Source organism: Rhizobium sp. LEGMi-198b, assembly GCF_054114205.1.
In genome coordinates this window covers 68,667-89,987 of sequence record NZ_JBSYVH010000013.1, presented here as the reverse complement: position 1 = coordinate 89,987, position 21,321 = coordinate 68,667, and the positions used below count along the sequence as shown (strand labels likewise).

General features: G+C 59.0%; 19 protein-coding genes and 1 pseudogene. 17 read left to right on the top strand and 3 right to left on the bottom strand.

Going from position 1 to position 21,321, the window contains the following annotated elements; all coding sequences use genetic code 11:
* The 5 genes and pseudogenes from ACXHXG_RS31125 to ACXHXG_RS31105 form a co-directional block, all read left to right on the top strand.
* Positions 1–340: pseudogene (locus tag ACXHXG_RS31125) on the top strand (nitrogen fixation protein FixI); the annotation flags it as partial.
* Positions 337–519: a cbb3-type cytochrome oxidase assembly protein CcoS gene (gene ccoS / locus ACXHXG_RS31120; RefSeq protein WP_283052479.1), complete on the top strand. Its 183-nt coding sequence runs from the start codon at positions 337–339 to the stop codon at positions 517–519. The pseudogene ACXHXG_RS31125 and the gene ccoS, both read left to right, overlap by 4 nt.
* Positions 520–926: 407 nt before the next feature.
* The gene (locus ACXHXG_RS31115; RefSeq protein WP_457901788.1) at positions 927–1,382 is read left to right on the top strand and encodes a hypothetical protein; all 456 of its coding nucleotides are present in this window, start codon (positions 927–929) and stop codon (positions 1,380–1,382) included.
* A 164-nt stretch (positions 1,383–1,546) separates the two neighbouring features.
* On the top strand, positions 1,547–2,299 hold the full coding sequence (locus ACXHXG_RS31110) for a Crp/Fnr family transcriptional regulator (RefSeq protein ID WP_457901787.1): 753 nt from the start codon (positions 1,547–1,549) through the stop codon (positions 2,297–2,299).
* A gap of 21 nt (positions 2,300–2,320) precedes the next feature.
* Positions 2,321–4,243 (top strand): hybrid sensor histidine kinase/response regulator, encoded by a 1,923-nt coding sequence (locus ACXHXG_RS31105; protein WP_457901786.1) that lies wholly within the window; start codon positions 2,321–2,323, stop codon positions 4,241–4,243.
* An 88-nt stretch (positions 4,244–4,331) separates the two neighbouring features.
* Here the strand turns inward: ACXHXG_RS31105 and ACXHXG_RS31100 are convergent, their stop codons facing one another.
* Together ACXHXG_RS31100 and ACXHXG_RS31095 are read right to left on the bottom strand one after the other, a co-directional pair.
* Positions 4,332–5,057 (bottom strand): response regulator, encoded by a 726-nt coding sequence (locus tag ACXHXG_RS31100; RefSeq protein WP_457901785.1) that lies wholly within the window; start codon positions 5,055–5,057, stop codon positions 4,332–4,334.
* A gap of 181 nt (positions 5,058–5,238) precedes the next feature.
* Positions 5,239–6,201 carry a class 1 fructose-bisphosphatase gene (locus tag ACXHXG_RS31095; protein ID WP_457901784.1) on the bottom strand — a complete coding sequence of 321 codons (963 nt, stop codon included), beginning with the start codon at positions 6,199–6,201 and terminating at the stop codon, positions 5,239–5,241.
* A gap of 738 nt (positions 6,202–6,939) precedes the next feature.
* Between ACXHXG_RS31095 and ACXHXG_RS31090 the strand changes: the two genes are divergently transcribed.
* The 12 genes from ACXHXG_RS31090 (at position 6,940) to ACXHXG_RS31035 (ending at position 20,547) form a co-directional block, all read left to right on the top strand.
* Positions 6,940–7,599 (top strand): hypothetical protein, encoded by a 660-nt coding sequence (locus tag ACXHXG_RS31090; RefSeq protein WP_283052472.1) that lies wholly within the window; start codon positions 6,940–6,942, stop codon positions 7,597–7,599.
* 219 nt (positions 7,600–7,818) lie between these two features.
* Complete coding sequence (locus ACXHXG_RS31085; protein WP_285169499.1) at positions 7,819–8,061, top strand: hypothetical protein; 243 nt, start codon at positions 7,819–7,821, stop codon at positions 8,059–8,061.
* Between the two features lie 290 nt (positions 8,062–8,351).
* On the top strand, positions 8,352–9,536 hold the full coding sequence (locus tag ACXHXG_RS31080; RefSeq protein WP_487247647.1) for an ROK family transcriptional regulator: 1,185 nt from the start codon (positions 8,352–8,354) through the stop codon (positions 9,534–9,536).
* Positions 9,537–9,567: 31 nt separating this feature from the next.
* Positions 9,568–11,133, top strand: coding sequence for an ABC transporter substrate-binding protein (locus tag ACXHXG_RS31075; protein WP_457901782.1), 1,566 nt, complete (start codon positions 9,568–9,570; stop codon positions 11,131–11,133).
* A gap of 137 nt (positions 11,134–11,270) precedes the next feature.
* The gene (locus ACXHXG_RS31070) at positions 11,271–12,212 is read left to right on the top strand and encodes an ABC transporter permease (RefSeq protein WP_104827524.1); all 942 of its coding nucleotides are present in this window, start codon (positions 11,271–11,273) and stop codon (positions 12,210–12,212) included.
* Positions 12,212–13,105: an ABC transporter permease gene (locus ACXHXG_RS31065; protein ID WP_104827523.1), complete on the top strand. Its 894-nt coding sequence runs from the start codon at positions 12,212–12,214 to the stop codon at positions 13,103–13,105. Before ACXHXG_RS31070 ends, ACXHXG_RS31065 begins: the two co-directional genes overlap by 1 nt.
* Positions 13,106–13,107: 2 nt before the next feature.
* On the top strand, positions 13,108–14,112 hold the full coding sequence (locus tag ACXHXG_RS31060; RefSeq protein ID WP_457901781.1) for an ABC transporter ATP-binding protein: 1,005 nt from the start codon (positions 13,108–13,110) through the stop codon (positions 14,110–14,112).
* Complete coding sequence (locus ACXHXG_RS31055; RefSeq protein ID WP_283052466.1) at positions 14,109–15,119, top strand: ABC transporter ATP-binding protein; 1,011 nt, start codon at positions 14,109–14,111, stop codon at positions 15,117–15,119. Before ACXHXG_RS31060 ends, ACXHXG_RS31055 begins: the two co-directional genes overlap by 4 nt.
* Positions 15,106–16,542, top strand: coding sequence for a carboxylesterase/lipase family protein (locus tag ACXHXG_RS31050; protein WP_457901780.1), 1,437 nt, complete (start codon positions 15,106–15,108; stop codon positions 16,540–16,542). The genes ACXHXG_RS31055 and ACXHXG_RS31050 overlap by 14 nt, the downstream gene beginning before the upstream one ends.
* A 56-nt stretch (positions 16,543–16,598) precedes the next feature.
* Positions 16,599–18,029, top strand: coding sequence for a malonyl-CoA decarboxylase (locus ACXHXG_RS31045; protein ID WP_457901779.1), 1,431 nt, complete (start codon positions 16,599–16,601; stop codon positions 18,027–18,029).
* Positions 18,026–19,537 carry a malonate--CoA ligase gene (locus ACXHXG_RS31040; protein WP_457901778.1) on the top strand — a complete coding sequence of 504 codons (1,512 nt, stop codon included), beginning with the start codon at positions 18,026–18,028 and terminating at the stop codon, positions 19,535–19,537. Before ACXHXG_RS31045 ends, ACXHXG_RS31040 begins: the two co-directional genes overlap by 4 nt.
* Before the next feature lie 32 nt (positions 19,538–19,569).
* Entirely contained in the window at positions 19,570–20,547 is a 978-nt protein-coding gene (locus ACXHXG_RS31035) for a helix-turn-helix domain-containing protein (RefSeq protein ID WP_457901777.1), read from the top strand.
* A gap of 185 nt (positions 20,548–20,732) precedes the next feature.
* Here ACXHXG_RS31035 and ACXHXG_RS31030 read toward each other — a convergent pair whose 3' ends face one another.
* The gene (locus ACXHXG_RS31030; RefSeq protein ID WP_260304401.1) at positions 20,733–21,317 is read right to left on the bottom strand and encodes an OmpA family protein; all 585 of its coding nucleotides are present in this window, start codon (positions 21,315–21,317) and stop codon (positions 20,733–20,735) included.
* Between the last annotated feature and the right edge of the window lie 4 nt (positions 21,318–21,321).

The following is a 21,321-nucleotide window of genomic DNA, read 5'->3' as shown; positions in this document are numbered from 1 at the left end:
GGCGCATGTGTCGATGGCTCCCGCAACCGCCTCCGACATTGGCCGACAAGCGGCAGACCTCGTTTTCCTGAAGGACCGCCTCGACGCGGTTCCGGAGGCGATCTGCGTCGCGCGGCGTACGGCTGCTCTGATCCGCCAGAACTTCGCCCTTGCCATCGGTTACAATGTGCTGGCTGTTCCGATCGCCATCGCGGGCTATGCGACGCCGCTTATCGCCGCTGTCGCCATGTCCACGTCTTCGCTGATCGTCGTGACGAATGCATTGCGCCTGAATGGCTGGAATTGGCAGACAGAGCGTACCGGCAAATTCACCACCCCTGCGGGAGCTTCCATATCATGAATATGCTGATCTACCTGATCCCGCTGGCATTGTTCATGGGGACGCTCGGCCTGGGAGGCTTTCTGTGGTCGCTGAAGACCGGGCAGTATGATGATCTGGAGGGGGCATCGTGGCGCATTCTGTTTGATGACGACGATGCACGTCCAAGCGGTGGCAAGGAAAACGTAGATCAAGGTTGATCACGGCCGAAGTCGGCGGGCCGAGAAGCTGCCTTATGGTCCAGGATCTTTATCCCTTCATCGAATTGTCGTTTGAGCGGATGATTTTCTGCGCATTGATCCACCACAGAAGCGGTTTCGGCTCGATCCGCTCAAATCTTGACACCGATCAAAGCACGTCTCCCGCGTCGGCTTAAGCTTGCTCAATTCGACAACGAAATGAGGTGGGGGACATGACCTTCAACATCATACAGCGCATCGCTGGCGCATCTCCAACGGCGTCAGGCGCTCGATGCGAGGAGGAACGCAAAGCTGGCCTTTTGTTGCGCATTGACGGCAGGAACCGCCGGCAATCGCGAATGAGCTGTGAAACCAGCGGTTCCACCGTGAAGTCAAAACAGGCGTCCACTGTGAAGGAAGTCTTGGAGATGAACACGCGCTATGAGATTGGTCCTCTTCAGGCAAACCAAATCGAACGCGCTTATCTCGTCGTGCAGGCGGTTATGCCGGGTCTTGCATGGGACCGCTGGCGCGCGGCGGTCGGAACCGTCTTTGAGCGTCAGCGCTTCACAGTGGCGACTGGTCCGAACGATTGTGTCCGCGCCGTTTGCCTTGCCCGCGTATTCGAGCATCCGATTGCCGGCCGACTGTTCGATATTCCAATCTTTGTCGTCATCAGTCCACTGGACGAGGAAAGGATCGCGGGGGAGCTTTTCTCCCTGATGAAAGGGCGGGCGATTGGCGCCGGCTGCAGTCACATGCGGTTTTGGACGCTCAACGATGAGGTCTGGGAGCGGCTTGCCGACGAGGGCTTCCGCAACCGCTGGGATCACGGGCTCGTCTATCGGCTTGAATCAGAGTCCATCAATCCGGCCTGGCGGTGAGGAAGGCAGCCTTGGGCCACGTATGGCCGAGAAACAGTCCAGCAAATGCTTCTGCTGTTGCTTGTTACAGACTGTTACTTAAGTGCACCGTATTTCACACCCATGGCATTCTGGCGTCACCTGCGGTGATCAATTGTTCTCCCCGACAACACGGAGGGACGATCATGTTGCGGGCAGACAATATTCATTACGCTAAGGAATTCACCAACCCGGCTCTGCCGGACGCCGAACCGAACTGTCTGCAGGCTCTGTTTAGGAAGCAGCCAACCGAACATCTCGCCGCCGGTCAGTCGCTGTTCTTCGAGGGTGATGTCGCCAAGCACTTGTTCGAAGTCGTCGAGGGTAGCCTGCGCATCTTCAAGATCATCTCTGACGGTCGTCGCGTCATCACCGGTTTCCTGCATGCGGGCGACATCGTCGGCGTGTCGTTGCGGAACCACTATCTCTACAGCGCCGAAGCCATTGGCGATACGAAGGTGCGCCGCTTCTCACGCAAGGCCTTCGAAGCGGAGGTCAGCAATTCGCAGGATCTGAGGCCCGAAGTCTTTGCCCGCCTTTGCGACGAGATGGCGGCTGCCCAGGATCAGATGGTCCTGCTGTCGTGCAAGAATGCCGAGGAGCGGGTGTGCACATTCGTGCTGAAGCAGCTCCACCGCAACCCGGATCACAATCGATCCAATGCGATCGTCGAATTACCAATGACGAGGCTCGACATCGCAGACTATCTCGGCCTGACGATCGAGACCGTTTCACGGACGATGACCAAGCTGGCGAACAAGGGAATACTGGTCTCCGCGGGTCGGCATTGCGTGCGTATCATGAAATATGGGATGCTCGTTCAACTCTCCGGGGATGACGACGGGTGTGATGGCGACGAACGCGGTCTGATCGCTTACGCCGGAGGCCAACGCCACTGAATTTCGAATGATGAAAGCGCAATGAACGACAAATCGAAGACCCGAGTGACAACTGAACTGGAGCTCGACGAGATTGCTCGTCTGCTCGACGGAGCCAACCTCATCATTCACGGTTTTGACGGCGTTGTCAGCCGCTGGACCGGCGGTTGCGAAACGCTCTATGGGTGGTCAAGGGACGAGGCACTTGGTCAGGTCGTTCACACGCTTTTGGCAACACAGTTTCCAAAGCCTTTGGATGAGATCCGCGAGGAAGTCCGAACGCAGGGGGCATGGCAGGGCGAGGTGGTGCATCGTCACCGGGATGGACGAATCATTTTCGTCGCCACGCGCTGGACGCTCATCACCCCTGCTTTCGATACCAGGCCGGTCATCATCCAGACCAACAACGATGTTACCGAGATGAAACAAATTCAGGACGATCTTGCAGAAAGGGAAGCGCATCTGCGCTCGATCCTCGACACCGTGCCTGAATCGATGATCGTCATCGATGACGTCGGCACGATCTCCTCGTTTAGTGCCGCCTCTGAAAGATTGTTCGGCTACACGGCTGATGAAGTTTGCGGCAGGAACGTCAAAATCTTGATGCCGCAGCCCGATCGTGACGCACATGATAGTTACCTTTCCCGCTACATGACGACTGGAGAGCGGCGCATCATTGGTTATGGCCGCGTCGTGACGGGGCAGCGCAAGGACGGCTCCCTTTTCCCGATGGAGCTCTCCGTCGGCGAGGCCACCGCAAAGGGCAAGCGCATTTTCACCGGCTTCATCCGCGACCTGACGAGCCGCCATAAGATCGAGGATGAGCTGCGCCAGTCGCAGAAGATGGAGGCGATCGGCCAGTTGACCGGCGGACTGGCGCATGACTTCAACAATCTGCTGACCGTCATCAGTGGCAATCTCGAAATGATCGAGGGCAAGCTTAAGGACGAGAAGCTGCGGCCGCTGCTGCGTGAAGCGCAGGACGCGGCGGATGACGGCGCCAAGCTGACGGGCCAATTGCTCGCCTTTGGCCGGCGCCAGCCGCTCAATCCGAAGCTCGTCGATGTCGGCCAACTAGTGTCGAGCTTTTCCGATCTGCTGCGCAGGACGCTTGGCGAGGCTATCGAATTCCGCACCATCGTCAGCGGTGCGGCGAACGAAGCGCTGGTCGACGGATCGCAGTTGCAGAATGCATTGCTCAATCTGGTCCTGAACGCCAGGGACGCCATGTCGCGTGGCGGCAAGCTCTCGATCGAAATCTCGCGCATCAAGCTGGATGCCGATTACGCACAGATGTATCCGCAGGTACGCACCGGTGAGTATGTCCTGATTTCCGTGACCGATACGGGCCTTGGCATGACATCCGAGGTCAAGCAACGGGCCTTTGAGCCCTTCTTTACCACGAAGAGCGTCGGCTCCGGCACCGGTCTGGGCCTGAGCATGGTCTATGGTTTCGCCAAGCAGTCCGGTGGCCATGTCCAGCTTTATAGCGAGATCGGACAAGGCACGAGTGTGCGTGTCTTTCTTCCCGCGGCACACAAGACGGCCGATAACGCCAGCGAGAAGGGTGTGGAGGAGCGGCTCCAGTCTGACATTCCCGGTGGCTTCGAGAAGATTTTGGTGGTGGAGGATGATCCGCGGGTGAGGCGCGTTGCCGTCTCTAGGCTCAACGATGCTGGCTACCAGGTGGTTGAAGCATCCAACGGGAACGAGGCATTGACCAGGCTCGAGGAAAATCCCGATGTCGCGCTGCTTTTCACCGATATCGTCATGCCAGGCGGCATGACCGGCGATGAGCTGGCTAACCATGTGCGGACATTGAAACCAGGCATAAGGATCCTTTTCACATCCGGTTATGCCGAGCCGACGATCGCTGGCCGCGAGCTCGCGCAATCGGGAAGCTGGCTGAAGAAGCCCTATACTGCACGCGAGCTGGCAACGCGCCTGCGAGAGCTTCTGGATTAAGTCTGGCCATCGACGGCAAGCGTCACTTTATGCGGGGAGCGCCGGCGAGTGTTTCATGCACATTCCGGCCGTATTGACGTGCCGTCGATCACAGCCGCGCGGTGAAGATGTAACCAACGCCCCGGATCGATTTGATCAATTTTGGATGTTTGGGGTCGTCCTCGATCTTTTTCCGTAATCTGACAATCTGTGCATCGATCGTGCGGTCGAAGGCTTCGAGATTTCTGCCGCGAGTGAGATCCATGAGAAGCTCCCGGCGAAGAACGCGGCCGGCATGGCGCACAAGAACGGCCAGCATGTCGAACTCGCCTGTCGTCAACTCGACTTCGCCACCGTCGGCGGCAAGAAGCTGGCGACGGTCGAAATTGAGCTGCCAACCATCGAAGCGAATGATCTCCTCCTGCCTCGCCTCTGCCGGCGTAGCCGCTGGCTGGCGTCTGCGAAGGATGGACTTCATGCGAGCATGCACTTCGCGCAAATGAAACGGCTTGGCGATATAGTCATCCGCACCCATTTCCAGACCGACGATCCGATCGACAACATCGTCGCGGCCCGTCAGCATGATGATCGGCACATCGGACTGCGTGCGGATTTCTCTGGCAAGCAACAGACCATCTTCGCCTCCCGGCAGTATCAGGTCCAGCAGTATGATATCGAAGCTCGCCTGCTTCATCTGGAGACGCATTTCACCGCCGTCCGAGACGGCGGTGACCTGGTATCCCTCATCTTCGAAATAACGCGTCAACATCTGGCGGATTCTTGTGTCGTCGTCGACGATCAGAACATGTTCGCGCCGCGGTTGATCGGAAGCCATTCAAAATGCCCTGGGAAATGCGGGTGGTGCCTGTGACAATTCGCGAAGAAAATCATCCATGTTTAGCACGCGCAGCATCCGTGTGTCACTCGCTGACTGCGTCTATTCCTCAATGAAGAACAATTGCGATGGATCAAGATATGGCCGGCTGGAGTGTCGCCAACCGGCTTGCGCGCCGTTGCTACACTGTCTCGATTGCCCGTTCGACGCAGTACGCTCGACTGATCTTTGCGACCTCGTGGCGTGACCCAAAAATCACCGGAACCCGCTGATGCAGCGAGGTTGGTTCAATGTCGAGGATGGCGGTCTTTCCGGCAATGGCAGAGCCGCCTGCCGCTTCGACCAGAAAGCCGATTGGATTTGCCTCATAAAGTAGACGCAGACGGCCGCCGGAGGCTGGCTTGTTTCGATCGGCGGGATAGAGGAAGATTCCGCCGCGGTTGAAGATGCGATGGGTATCGGCGACCATCGAACCGATCCAGCGCATATTATAGCCGGGGGTTTCGATCGACCCGTCGACATATTCGGTAATGACGTCATCCCAAGACGGACGACGTGCAGCGTTGATCGCAAACTCCTTGGTTTCCGGGGCGATCTTGGCATCCGCGGTTGTCATCACATACACGCCGCGTTCGTCGAGCGTGAAGATCTGTACGCCATCTCCAATCGCAAGGACCAGATTGGTTTGCGGTCCGTACGCGGCATATCCTGCAGCGAGCTGACTGCGGCCGTTTTTCAAAATCTCAGCCGGAGAGCTTGCCTCGATGATGGAAAAGATCGTTCCGACCGTTACGTTGACATCGAGGTTGGACGATCCATCGAGCGGGTCGAAGATCATTGCGTATCCGCCATTGGGATGAATGAGCACTTCGGCGTCGAGTTCTTCCGATACCGCGAAAGCAACTGCCGGCGATTTACGGCAGGCATCCAGCATGATCTCGTTGGAAAGGATATCGAGCGGCTTCTGCGTCTCGCCCTGGACGTTGATTGCGTCGGTTGCGCCCGTTAGACCCGATAATGACGAGCTTCTGAGCTTGTCCGAAATCTGTCTGGTAGCATCGGCAATGTTGCGCAGGACGACGACCATGTCCTCGTTCAACAATGTTCCCCTATGACCATCGAGATAGGCTTCGAATGTCGTCATCAATGTCTTTCTCCTGCGGGATTGGTATCGGAATTCACACGATTCTTAGCGGGCACTCTCAGGCTTACGGACGCTCCAAAAGGCCTGCACGGATGTGCTAAGCCTTCGAGGACGTTCGAACGCTGACTTGAGATGCTCAACTCGTTACGGAAATGGTTTCAACTGAATAGCAGTGCGCCTACCAGGCAGTGCGAGCGGTGCTAAGCGCATACGAAAGGCACGACGAAACGTGTGCGGCGAGGGGATTGATCGTGATGACGCAATTTCCAGGAGAGAACAGTTTATGCGCGTTAAGGTGCTTCAGCAGCTCATCGACAGTGCGTTTGTCAGTAAGCGGAAATGAAATCGTCATTGCGCGTTTCCTACGACGGATAGAATGGCGTGAGGCAGTTAGGAGTGATTTTCTTCGCGCTGCAACAAAAAATTTTGAATGCACAAATTAAAATCGATTAGCTTTGCATGTTGATTTTTTAAAATCGATTTAAAGGCGTGCGATCGAATTTCGGTTTCGAGGCGCGCCCGTGGCCCGTGCAGCAAACCTATGTCGTGCCCCATGTCCTTCATAGCTTCGCCACCTTGTACGCAAGGCACGCTAAAGCTTGATGATGGATCAATATCCCCACTGCCTGGAGCATAATCCGGCCGGAGTGAAACACGCTCTAGAACGATGGAGGTATGATGACCACTGCATCACCGATTATCTGTAACGGCACGCCGAAATCGGGCACGCATGCGCTTTTGCAGGCGGTCGAGGCCATCGGGTTTGAAAAATATGCGTTCGTGCGCGCCCTGCGTAAGGACCAGCCCTGTTATGCACGTCGGATAAATTACAACGAAGAATCGATCTTCCTGTCGCCACAGGCGAAGAGAAACTTCGACGATTACGTCAAGAATGCTCCCAAGATTCACGGATATAACGACGTCTCCAGGCTCCTGCATGGCGCTCCATCCCGTATCGTTGTCCATGGCCATGTGTGCTGGAACAAACGTGTGCTGCTCCGCGGTATGACGACGGTGACGATCATCCGCAATCCGCGCGACAATTTCCTGAGTTGGGTGCGCTGGTTTGGCCCCAATGCCTCCCGCGAATTCTTCTCGACCTATGCCTCGTTCATTTCCTGGCGAAAAGATAACCTGTTCATCTACGAACGCCTGTGGGAGCCGGATCATATCATCGCGCTAGGAAAGACTCTCGGCCGCGCCGTCACGTCGCATCAGGTAGAAGAGATCGTTCTCAAATCGCACGGCAAGTCGCTGACATGGACCAACAAACCCAGCGATCACCAGTCGGCCTGGAGCAGCGATCTGGCCAGTTTCTGGCGCGCGAATCGCGGCGAGCGGCTCGATGCCGCCTATGAACAGATCGCATCCGAATGGAATGCCAACCGCTTCCATTGATGGGGCTGAGGCGGTTGATCTGCACCTCGGTCTGGCCATATCCTCGTAGTTGGAAGAACGAGATGATGAGCAAGCCCGATATCCAAGCAGAGATGATGGTGTGGCGAGGAGGTCCAGAAAAAAAAGCTGGAGTTCCACTCCCTGCGGTACGAGGTCTTCGATCTTCCCGTTCTTACTGGTGATGGCGACGAAAGTGATATCGAGCTTGCTGCGGAGTTAATGGCGGTCGCCATCAATAACGCTGCATCCGCCTTCCACTCGCTCGCCAGACAGCGAGTGCCAGATGGGTTCCCGACGCAAGAGCAGTTGGATGACCTGAATGCCGATTTTGCGAAAATGACGGGTCGGCTCGCGAATGCCATTTCAAGCCTGACAGACGCAAATTGGTGGCTCGAACATCAAGAACAGCTCCAGAATCGGGCCGTCTACCAATTCATCGTTGATCAGGCCGAACGACCTTAGAGAGTTCGAGGCAATACAGTGGCTCGGTTGAGCTGAAAAACGACCAGAACGGCACGAAAGTCTCGCAGCCCCGTGGGCGAATTGCCAAGTCTGACCTTCTGCACATTCATTGATTTGCCGCCTCACTTGCCGACACGATCAGCGGCCAAAGGTCAAGCAACGGTTCCCCGCCTAATTCAAACCGAAACTCATCCGAGCGCGTGATGAGGCTGGTTTATTGACATGCGATCTACCCTCAGCTATCAATTCTTACATAAAGTAAGAATTGCATTGCCGGGGAGGATGGAATTGTGAGGCTTGCGAGGAGTCGGCAGGAGACGCGCGCTGCGGTCTTGAATTATATCTGGAGGAAAAAAGGTAGCTTCCGCACCGATATTGCCGACAAAACCGGGCTGACAGAAGCTAGCGTATCCCGCATTGTGTCCGAACTGCGCGCGGAGGGCGTGCTCACCGAAAAGCGGCAGCCCGCAGAATATCCGGGCGGGCCAAGCGCTATCCTTACATTAAGCAAGGATCGCTATCTCGGCGCGCTCGAGGTGTCGAGCAACCGGGTCCATGCTGGTATAGCCACCCTTGACGGAGATCTTGTCTTCTCGGAACGCTTCGATCTGAAGGACGGCGCCTCGGCGGGGGCGGTGTCTCAGGCTATCGCGGCGGCAGTCGGCGCCTTGGCCGACTCTGCCGAACGTTCCCGGCTGCAACTGGACTTCGTCGGTGTTTCCGTTCCCGGTTACGACGCGCGCCGGGCCATAAATCCCATCGTAATGCTCGATCCTTCCGAGACGCTTGCGCGGCTCAACGCAAGTTTTCTCAACGTGCCTGTCGAGATTGCCAATTCGATTGTCGCGCGAGCGATAAACCAACGGCTGACGCTCGGAACCAACGGTTCGAGCGACGACTACCTCTATGTGTTCGTCGGCCATGGCGTGGCGGCCGCCATTGTCAGCGAGTTCTGGGGCAATGGCGATGTCACCACATGCGAGATCGGGCACATGGTCATGGACCCCAAGGGGCCGCAATGTCGCTGCGGTCACTTCGGATGTCTCGAGGCCTACTTGTCGACGAGCGCGATCGCGCCGCGGCTGAAGATCGACGAGGTGGAGCTGCTGGCGCTGGGTGACGCCTGGCCACAGAGGGTTCCCATCAGTGAGAAGACCAGCACGGATGTCCATTCCCGGCTTTTCAGGCTCGGCATGGCCATCGGCAACGCTCTCAACATGGTCGGAACACAACGTGTCTTCCTGGGAGGATGGCCCGCAAATCTCGGCGACGCCGGACGGGCGTCGATCTTGGCTGGCATTGATTGCTGCCTTCTTGGCGGCGCCGGTTCCATCGAGCTCAATTTCGTCCAATCCGAACTCGGACGAGAGCCTGCGGCGGCGCTGTCGCTCGCCACATTCGGTTACCTGAAGCGCGGAGCCCAACCTACTCAGGAAGAAAATGTCCTGATGCACGCGCCCAAGGCGCAAGCCTGAAAGTTTAGTCTTACCTGTGGGAGGAACCACCATGAAATGCCTGAAACTGACCGGAGCGCTTCTGGCTCTGGCGATGACCCTTGCCTGCGGAACGGCGCTCGCCGCCGATGTCCTGCGCATCAAGCCGTCCGGCGACGTCAAAGCGCTCGATCCGCATCTCGGTTCGGACTCCATGGCGCGAAACTATGGCTACATGGTCTACGACACGCTGTTCGCCATGGATGCATCGCTCGCCATCAAGCCGCAGATGGTCGATACCTGGTCGAAATCCGACGACGGAAAGACCTATAAATTCACGCTTCGGGACGGTCTCAAGTTCAGCGACGGAACGCCGGTGACCTCCAAAGATGTCATTGCCTCCCTCAAGCGCTGGAGCGTGAACGACAGCCTCGGCCAGCAGCTCAACGCCAAGGGCGCCAGTTGGGCCGCTCAGGACGATCGCACCTTCACGCTCACCCTATCGGAAAACTGGGGTCTCGTGCTCGATGCCCTCGGCAAGGCCGGGGCGCCCGTGCCCTTCATCATGCCTGCGCGCATTGCCGATGCTACGCCTCCGAACGAAGCTGTGAAGGACCATACTGGCTCCGGACCGTTCGTTTTCCTCGGCGATGAATGGGTTCCGGGTGCAAAGCTGGCATTCGCGAAGAACCCCTTCTACAAGCCGCGCAGCGAAGAGGCGAGCGGTCTCGCCGGCGGCAAAGTCGCCAAGGTCGACCGTATCGAATGGACGATTATCCCTGATCAGCAGACCGCACTCGATGCCCTGCGCAAGGGCGAGATCGATATCGACGAGGATCTGTCCGCCGATCTCATCCCGCTTGCCAAGGAAGCCGAAGGTGTAGCCGTGGCAAACCAGGACGATATCGGCGTCGCCCAGCAAATCCGCCTGAACACGATCCAGCCGCCGTTCAACAATCCTCTCCTGCGCAAGGCCTTGCTGACGGCGGTCAACGGCGACGATTTCCTTGCAGCGGTCATCACGGATCCCTCGCTCGGCAAATCGTGCCAATCCTTCTACACTTGCTCCTCACCCTATGCCACCAAAGCCGGCTTCCCGACGCCGGACATCGAAAAGGCCCGCGCGCTGGTGGCGCAAAGCGGTTACGACGGCACGCCCGCCGTGCTTCTGGACGCGACCGAAAACGCCAACATCCATGCCTTCGTCACCGTCACCGATCAGCTCCTGAAGGACATCGGCATCAAAACGCGCGTCGACGCCATGGATTGGGCGACCGTAACCAGCCGCCGGCAGAGCAAGGAACCGGTCGACAAGGGCGGTTGGTCGATCTTCATTTCCGGCCCGGGCGGTCTCGACTTCCTGGAGCCTGTGGGGCACCTGGGTCTGCGCTCGAACTGCGAGAAGGCCTGGTTCGGCTGGCCCTGCGATGAGCAGATCGAAACCATGCGCACCCAGTTTGCGGGCCTGACCGACCTGGCGCAACGCAAGGCGCTGGCCGAGAAGATCCAGCTCCGCGCTGTCGAGACCGTGCCCTACGTTCCGATCGGCACGCAATACCAGATCCGCGCCTATCGCAGCAACCTGACCGGTATCCTGACGCCGCCGGCTCCGGTCTATTGGAATATCGCACGCAAGTAGTCCGAAGCGGCGGGTGCCCAAACGGGCGCCCGCCGATCGCGGGGACGATTATCGCGTCTGGCTGCGGCCGATTGCGAATGTGCGGTGAACAGGACCGATGCAAAACCGGTTCCCCGTCATGGCTGTGAGGAAAGTCAATGTTCAGTTTTGCCATCAAGCGCGTGCTGTCGACCATACCGGTCATGCTGTTCGTCGCCTTCTTCGTCTTCAGCCTGCTTTACCTGGCGCCGGGCGATCCTGCCGCGTTGATTGCCGGCGACCAGGCATCGCCAGCAGAGATCGCGCGTATCCGCGACAGTCTCGGGCTGGACGAACCGATGCTGTGGCGGTTTTTGGAATGGATCGGGCATGTTCTCAGGGGAAACCTGGGGGTCTCGATCTTCTCGCAACTGCCCGTCTCGACGCTCATTGCTCAGCGGTTGGAACCGACCTTGTCGCTGATGGGGCTCACGCTCATCATCTCGGTCACGATCGCGGTTCCGCTCGGCGTACTTGCGGCGGCATGGCAGGGGACTTGGGTCGATCGCCTGGTCATGGCCATTGCTGTGTTCGGCTTTTCCGTGCCAGTGTTTGTCATCGGCTATCTGCTGAGCTATGTCTTTGCGATCCGCCTCGATCTGCTGCCAGTGCAGGGCTATTCGCCCCTTGCCGACGGCGTCCTGTCTTTCCTTCGAAATCTTATCCTGCCGGCGATGGCGCTGTCCTGCGTCTATATCGCCCTGATTGCGCGCATCACGCGGACGTCGATGATCGATGTGCTCTCGCAGGACTATATCCGCACGGCGCGCGCCAAGGGTCTTGGTGCCGCCCCGGTCCTCTTCCTGCACGCCCTGAAGAACGCGTCTGTGCCCGTCGTAACCGTAATCGGTCTCGGCATTGCCATGCTGATCGGCGGGGCCGTGGTGACCGAGACAGTCTTCGCCATCCCTGGGGTCGGTCGCTTAGTGGTCGATGCGATCCTGCGGCGCGACTATCCGGTCATCCAAGGCGTCGTGCTGCTGTTCAGCATGGGCTACGTGCTGATCAATCTCGGGATCGATCTTCTCTACACGCTGCTTGATCCGAGGGTGCGCTACTGATGAGCACGAATATCCAACACACTGAGCATCTGCCGGATCTATTTCCAACGCCGAAGCAATATGGGCGCTGGCGCACGCTGCTGCACAAGCATCCGACGATCGTCATCGGCGGCGGGCTCCTTCTGCTTCTTGTCGCCATCGCTGTCCTGGCGCCGCTGCTCGGAACCATTGATCCCGGATTTGTCTCACCGATCAAGCGCAACCGCGAGCCGTCGCTGATCTACTGGTTCGGTACCGACACGCTGGGCCGCGATCTCTATTCCCGCGTTCTCTACGGAGCGAGAGTCTCGTTGCTGGTCGGATTCTGCGTTGCCATCTGCGCATCATTCCTTGGGCTTGCGACCGGTCTTGTTGCCGGCGCTTATCGGCAGCTCGATTCCGTTCTGATGCGGATCATGGACGGACTGATGTCGATCCCGCCCATCCTGCTCGCCATCGCACTGATGGCGGCGCTCGGCGGTTCGGTCGTCAACGTCGTCATCGCGATCACGATTGCGGAATTTCCGCGTATGAGTCGGCTGGTGCGCGGCCTGGTGCTTTCCATACGCGAACAGCCTTTTGTCGATGGCGCAATTGCGTCGGGCTGTTCGATGCCGCGGATCGTCCTCTGGCACATTCTTCCCAACACGCTCGGACCGGTCATGGTTCAGGCCACCTATATTTGCTCTGCCGCCATGATCACGGAGGCGGCCCTGTCCTTCATCGGCGCCGGCACGCCGCCTTCGGTTCCGAGCTGGGGCGGCATCATGAACGAAGGCCGGATGCTCTGGCAGCTCAAGCCCTACATCATTTTGTTTCCGGCGGCATTTCTGTCGATCACGGTGCTCGCGGTGAACCTGCTCGGTGACGGCCTTCGCGATGCTCTCGATCCGCGTGCGGCCAATAGGACGTGACCATGGATAGTCAAACGCCAATTCTCGAAGTTCGAAATCTCAGAACGCATTTTCGCGGCGATGACGGCGGCGCTGTTCGAGCCGTCGAAGACGTCTCCTTTTCGCTTAATTCCGGCGAGACCCTGGCGATCGTCGGGGAATCCGGATCGGGCAAATCGGTGACGTCGCTCTCCATCATGCGGCTACTTCCCGCCCGAAACGCTAGAAATGCCGGCCATATCGATTTCATGGGCCGCGACCTGCTGTCGCTCGATGAAAAGGAGATGCGCCGCATACGCGGCAACGATATCGGCATGATCTTTCAGGAGCCGATGACCTCGCTCAATCCGGTGCTGACGATCGGCCGGCAGATCATGGAAACGCTCATCCTGCACCAGGGCCTGTCAAAACGGGTGGCGCGGGAACGCGCCGTCGAAATGTTGAAACTAGTGGATATTCCGGCGCCTGAACGCCGGATCGACGAATATCCGCACCAGCTTTCCGGCGGCATGCGCCAGCGCGTGATGATCGCCATGGCGCTTGCATGCCAGCCTGGCCTTCTGATCGCCGACGAACCGACAACGGCGCTGGACGTGACGATCCAGGCTCAGGTTCTCGATCTGATGCGTGGGCTGCAGAAGAAGACCGGAACGGCCATCATTCTGATCACCCACGATCTCGGCGTGGTGGCGGAAATGGCCGATCGGATCATCGTGATGTATGCGGGACGAACAGTCGAAGAGGCGGCTACTTCCGAGTTGTTCCAGAACCCGCTGCATCCCTATACGCAAGGGCTTCTCGCCACCATACCGCAATTGGGTTCCTCGCTTCGTGACGACGCCCCGCAGCGCCTGCAGGAGATACCCGGCCAGGTTCCGAGCCTGCGCAAGCGTCTCGCCGGCTGCGCCTTTGCCGAGCGCTGTCCGCTGGCGGCGGAACAATGTCGAACGGAGGTGCCGGTGTTCGAGACCAAACGGCCGGCCCATAAGGTGGCATGTCACAAGGTACAAGGAGGAAACCAGGCATGATCGGCGGACCGCCGCTTCTGGAATTGCGCTCGCTGCGCAAGCATTATCCGATCGCGCCCAATTTTTGGGGCCGGCCTACCTCGACCATCCATGCTATGGACGATGTCAGCCTGATGCTGAGGGCCGGGGAAACACTCTCTGTCGTCGGTGAGAGCGGATGCGGCAAATCCACGCTCGGCAAGACCGTAGTGCGGCTGCATGAGCCGACGAGCGGTGAGATCCTGCTGAATGGAGAAAGGGTCGATGCGATTTCCGGCCAAGCCCTGAAAACATTCCGCTCGAAGGTGCAGATCATCTTTCAGGACCCGTTTTCAAGCCTGAACCCGCGCCATACCGTCGGGGCGACGCTTGCCGAACCGATCATGAATTTCGCGGTCGCGACAACCAAGGCGGAGATCGACGAACGGATTGCCACGTTGCTGGATATGGTCGGCTTGCCCAAGGACGCCGCGCAGCGCTATCCGCACCAGTTCTCGGGCGGGCAACGTCAGCGTATCGCCATCGCCCGGGCTCTCGCCGCAAACCCTCAACTGATCGTCTGCGATGAAGCGGTCTCCGCGCTCGACGTGTCGGTGAAGGCGCAGATCGTCAACCTGCTCCAGGATATCCAGCGCAAGACCGGACTGTCGCTGCTTTTCATCAGTCACGATCTCGCCATCGTGGAGCATCTGACGCATCGGGTTGCCGTGATGTACCTGGGCAAGGTGGTGGAAGAGGGAGAGCGCAAGGCGATCTTCGGTTCCCCACAGCATCCCTACACCCAGGCCCTCCTGTCGGCCGTTCCAGTCGTTGCCGCTGCGGACAAACGACAGCGCATCTTGTTGCGCGGCGACATTCCAAGCCCGGTCAAGCCACCCTCGGGATGCCGTTTCCACACCCGCTGCCCCTTTGCGACGGAGCGTTGCCGCAGCGAGGTCCCCGAACTCCGGTCGGTTGGAAGGGATCACCGGGTCGCCTGTCATTTCGATTTTCCAGCGAGCCCGGCAAGCCAGCATGCCACAGTCTGATCTTCATACTTCCACTGCGAGCGACGCAGCAGATATCGCGTTGCCCCAAGGCAAGCTGCGGGGGCGCACCGATGGGCGCGTCAATCGATTTTTGGCAATACCCTATGCGTCGCCTCCGATTGGAGCCCGTCGCTGGCGTCCGCCGGAGGCACCGGAGCACTGGGACGGTATACGTGATGCCGCCGCATTCGCGCCAGTGGCGCCGCAATCCCGGGATAAGGGTTTCTTTCCAGGTGATCCGGCCGCCATGCCGGCGCGACCCATGGACGAGGATTGCCTATACCTCAACGTTTTCGCGCCAAGCGGACCCGGCCCGTTCCCGGTTCTCGTCTGGCTGCACGGCGGGTCGCAGCTCATCGGCGGAACCTCCCGGCCGATCTACGACGGCACGAGCTTCGCACGCAACGGCATCGTCTGCGTCACTGTCGGTCACCGATTGGGGCTGCTGGGCCTGCTGGACACGGAATCCCTGTTCGGCGGAGATTATGCCGATACCGTCAATCCCATGCTGCGGGATCAGTTGGCCGCTCTGCGCTGGGTGCAGTCCAATATCGCATTCTTCGGCGGGGATCCTCAGCGCGTGACGCTCGGCGGAGAATCTGCCGGTGCGAAAAACGTCTGCGTGCTGACCGCTACGCCAGCCGCGAAGGGGCTGTTTCATGCGGCGATCTCGATGTCGGGGGGCGCAGATACCGTGTTTACCCGTGAAGAGGCGGCCAGTTTCGTCGAGGAAACGGCGCAGACGGACAGTCCATGGATCGATGCTCCCTGGGAGAGAATTCTGACGATGCAGGAGGCGGTGCTGGCGCAAGCTCGGAGACGTTTTCCGCTCAGGCCGGTTTATGGCAATTCGCTTCTTCCCTCGGCTCCTATCGCGGCGGTCGAGGGCGGGCAGGCGATATCCGTCCCAATGCTGTTGGGAACCTGCCGGGACGAGTGCTATCCGATGGTTGCGGATCAGGAGCCCAACCAGCCATGGGCGGGTAGCATGCTCGCCCATCTTTCCAGGGAGCGGATGGCAAAGATAGATGCGGATCTCGCGCGGCTCATGCCAAGTCTCGATTGGCGTCGAAGACGATTGGTTCTGCTGACGGCTGAAGAGTATGAATTGCCTTCGTTGCGCCTGGCCCGGCGTCGCGCCGCGGACGGCGCACCAACCTGGGTCTACCGATATGAGCGCCCTGATCGTCAAGGCCCCTTCGCCGGTTATGCCCCGCATCTCTCCGACTTGGCAGCCGCCTGGGGCATTCCGACAGAAGCGGACGGGGATTTCCATCGGATCGTCTGCGACTTCATTACGAAGCATGACGTTGCCTGGGAGGCCTTCAACGAGCGTAATCGTCTCGCGTTCATCGGCGATGGAATAGAATGCGACAGCCACCCGGATCGCGACATCCACGCCTTGTTCGAAGATTGGAACTGAAGCCGGCCCATCGCGGAGCCGATTGATCGCAAAGCATGGTCAAACAGGAGAAACAGATGAATTCGACATCTCTGCTCGGTGATTTGTTTGCGGCAATTGCCGATCGCGGCCGGCGCTTGTTGTCCCTCGGCAGCTATGACGAGCAAGCCGATCCGATGGCAGCTCTCGGCGATCTCTGCGATATCCTGCTTTCAGGCCGGGGCGAAGCCTCCGGTATGGCGCTGGCGAGAGACATACTCGATCGCTGGCGCGCGCTCGATGAGCCATCCAGGCTTGCCTTCTCCCTGCTGCTTTTGTCGCGCTTCGGCCCCGATGCCAATCGGCTTGATCGCGCCATCGAGGCCTACCGGTCGAACCCCAGCGCCCAATCCGCCGTCGAACTGAACGCGGCTTCCGAACCGCGAAGGCAGGAGCTGATACGGCGGCTCAATCTCTCGCCGGATGGCACCGCGACGCTGGTCGACATGCGCCGGCAGCTCCTGGCCCAGAAGGTGCAATATCCTGAGCTGGAGGCGCTGGACGCAGATTTCGCGCATTTGCTTGGCTCGTGGTTCAATCGCGGCTTTCTGGAGCTTCGCGCCATCAACTGGTCGACGCCGGCCGATATTCTCGAGAAGATCATCCGCTACGAAGCCGTTCATGAGATCCGGGGGTGGGATGATCTGCGCCGGCGGCTTGCGCCCACGGACCGGCGTTGCTTCGCCTTCTTCCATCCGCGCCTGCCGGATGAGCCGCTGATCTTCGTCGAAGTTGCGCTGACACGCGCCATTCCGAACGCAATTGATGATCTCCTGCGCGAGGATCGCCTCCATATCCCGGCCGCCGAGGCGACGACGGCGGTGTTCTATTCGATCTCGAATTGCCAGGAAGGCTTGCGCGGCATCTCCTTCGGCAATTTCCTGATCAAACAGGTGGTGGAGGATCTCCGCCATGAGTTTCAGAAGCTCGATACCTTCGTCACCCTCTCTCCCGTTCCAGGCTTTGCCGCATGGCTGGACGCCGAACGGCGGTCCGACCGGCTCGCGGTCCTCGACGCTGGCGATCGCGCTGCCCTTGCCGCGCTCGATACGCTCGGTGAGGGGGATCCCTTAGAGCTTCTGAAGACGCTGCAGCCAATCTTTGGCCGAGCCGCCGCATTCTATTTCCTCAAGGCCCGCGATCGGAGCGGGCGGGTCATCGATCCCGTTGCACGCTTTCATCTCGGCAACGGCGCCCGGTTGGAACGGATCAATTTTCTGGCGGACCGCTCTCCCCAGGCCCTCAAGCGCGGGCTGGGACTGATGGTGAATTACCTTTACAAACAGGACGATATCGAAGCGAACCACGAGAATTTCGTCAATCTGGGCGAGGTTGCCGCGAGTTCGGCCGTCAAGCGCCTGCTGACGGCGGAGCATGCACGTCGTCCGATCTTTCCGGCAGGCGAAAGCAGCGAGCCCGTCCGTTTGCCCGCCTCCAGCCAATCCCGCCTAAAGGAGACTTCCACGTGAGCAACCATCTTTTTGACGCCATCGCCAGGAATGCGAAGCCGGATGCGGCCTTCATCGAGACATCAGATGGAAAGGTCTGGCGCTACTGCGATGTGATCGAGCAGTCGGGGCGCCTCGCTGCAACCCTGGTGGCGATGGGCGTCAAGCCGGATGACCGGGTTGCCGTGCAGGTCGAAAAGAGCCCGGAGGCCTTGCTTCTTTATCTCGCCTGCCTCAGGGCCGGTGCCGTCTATCTTCCTCTCAACACCGCCTATACGTTTGCCGAGCTCGATTATTTCATCGGCGATGCCGAACCCCGGCTGGTCGTCGTGTCTCCGAAAACCCGCGAGGGGCTGGGACCCGTTGTCGCCCGATACGGCGCACGTCTCGAAACGCTCGACGAGTCGGGAGGCGGATCGCTGATGGCGGCGCTGGCGGACGGTCCGGCCGAATTCATCGACGTTGCACGCGGTCCCGACGACCTCGCGGCGATCCTCTACACATCGGGCACGACTGGCCGCTCGAAGGGTGCCATGCTGACCCACGACAATCTCTTGTCGAATGCGGTGACGCTGCGCGATCATTGGCGTTTCGAAAGCGGCGACAGGCTGATCCATGCGCTGCCGATCTTCCATACCCATGGCCTCTTCGTGGCATCGAATGTCACCCTGCTCGCCGGTGCCTCGATGTATCTGCTGCCCAAATTCGACGCGGACGAGGTATTGCGGCTGATGCCCCGAGCGACGGTTCTGATGGGTGTCCCGACCTTCTATGTCCGGCTGGTGCAGCATCCCGGCCTGAACGCCGAGGTGACCTCGGGGATGCGGCTGTTTATCTCGGGCTCAGCGCCGTTGCTTGCCGAGACGCACAGGTTGTTTTCCGAAAGGACGGGCCATGCGATCCTCGAGCGCTACGGCATGACCGAGACCAACATGAACACCTCGAACCCCTATGACGGGGAGCGCGTAGCTGGCACCGTTGGCTTCCCTCTGCCAGGCGTTTCCCTGCGCGTCACGCAGCCGGAAACGGGGGCGCCGCTTGCGGATGGCGAGACAGGCATAATCGAAGTGAAGGGGCCGAACGTCTTCAAGGGCTACTGGCGCATGCCCGAAAAAACCAAAGCCGAGTTTCGCGACGACGGCTTCTTCATCACCGGCGATCTCGGCAAGATCGACGAGCGCGGCTATGTGCACATCGTCGGCCGGGGCAAGGATCTCGTCATCTCCGGTGGATACAACATCTATCCGAAGGAGATCGAGAGCGAGATCGATCAGTTGCCCGGCATAGTCGAGAGCGCCGTCATCGGCGTGCCGCATCCCGATCTCGGAGAAGGCCTGACCGCAGTCGTCGTGCGAGAGCCGGGCGCGGCGATCGACGAGACGGCGGTGCTGGAAGGGCTGCGGGATCGTCTTGCACGATACAAGCAGCCCAAACGCATCATCATCGTCGATGAGCTGCCGCGCAACACCATGGGCAAGGTACAAAAGAACGTGCTGCGCGATGCTTACTCGGGACTTTTTCAAGCTTAAAGCCGGAGTTTTTGCCAGTGGCAGGGGGCACATTGACAGAGATTATCCAGATCACGCTAGAGCCGACATCACTCACAACTGGTGAAGTTGCTCAATGGATTACTGACAAAAAGCCGAATAATTTCTATCGACCCCTCAGTACCGATCGTCGTGGCCTGTTTTCATTCGGTGTCCATGGAACGGCCGATTTGGTCGGCTGGACCGTATCAAGTTCGGCGGATCGCGCCTTTTCCGTTACAGTCGAAAACGACGACTTCATGTTTTTTGTCGAACGTGAAACCTGTTACGAACTGGCAACGGGCGGGATACGTCACGCGATCACGCCCACGACCGGGTTACTGACGATGGCTGATCGATATTCCGGGGTCAGCATCCAAGCGGGCAGCATTGCAGAAGGATTTTGCATTACCCGAGCGTCGGTGCTGTCTGCATTTATCCGAACTTTCGACCGTCCGCTGCCCAGCGACTTCGAATTCGCACCCATGCAGGATCTGACCACCGGACCAGCACAGCATCTTTTCAAACTAATGCGCATCTTCAGAGACGAGGTTTGCGCCAATCGAAATATCGGCGCTTCCCCAATCGCTCTTGCAAGCTTTCAGGAGGTGTTTGGTCTGCTGATGGTGCAGAATTTGCGCCACACATCTTCTCATGTCAGGTCGCCAGTACAGACAATTGCTCCACGGCAGGTTCGACGAGCCCTGGAGTTTGCCAAAGCGCATATCGCTATGCCCATCACGATATCGGATATGGCAGAAGCGGCAGGTGTCAGCGTTCGCACGCTGCAGTTTAATTTTCGCCGCTTCTTAAACAAGTCACCGATAACCTATTTGAGACAGTTGCGTCTCGATGGTGCGCGTCATGATCTATTGACTGCAGTCCCATCCTCGACCGTCAACGAAATTGCACTCCGCTGGGGCTTTACGCATTGCGGTCGTTTCTCTCAGGAATATCGTGCTGCTTTCGGTGTTCCGCCAAGCGCAGATCTGGGACGTAAATTCAGAGCCTGATCAAAAGTGTTGCAATGGCGGAAGCGCAGCGGTTGCCCTGTCACCGCCGCGTGGTGAGCAATGACAGGGCGATCGCTGACACGGGTGGCATGGTTGCGACGGCGACAGGGCGAAGCAGTAAAGCGCAGCGGTGAGCAGCCACCTCCCACCGAAGGCCTTCTGTGAAAGTCGGCGCCACTTTCATGTCATTGACTACGAGTGAACACCCCGAGATTGACGAGTTGCACGCGTCTGTTGTTGGAAGCCTCGGTGTTGGATCCTTCGATCGGGAAAGCCTCGCCGACGCCGACGGCGTAAAGTCTTTGAGGGTCGACGGCGAATGTGGTTGCCAATGCTTCCTTTATCGCGACGGCGCGTTGCTGACTGAGATCGAGATTGTGCTTTTCGTCCCCGGTCGAGCTCGCATGACCAATCACGAGGAACTTGTAGGCCCAAAGGTTCGGATGGTGTAGCGCATCCGCGATCATACCGAGTGTCCGGTAGGATTTCGGTTGGATGGCGACAGAGTCATTCTCGAAATTGATCTCGACGACCATCTGCGGAAGCTTGGCAATCTTGCTCCAGTTGGGCAGTGCCGACATCTCCTTGCCCGCGCCGGTGATGGCCTCCTGGCGCAACAGTTCGATGTCGATGGCCGGGGCGTTCGCCTTGAGTTTGCCCAGGCCCGAAATGATCCGTTGTTGGGACACCTGCTGGGCGAAGGCGAAGCTTGCCGGCAGGACGCCGATGGCAACGAGAACTGCGAATGTCTTAAAGGAACGCGGTAACATCGTC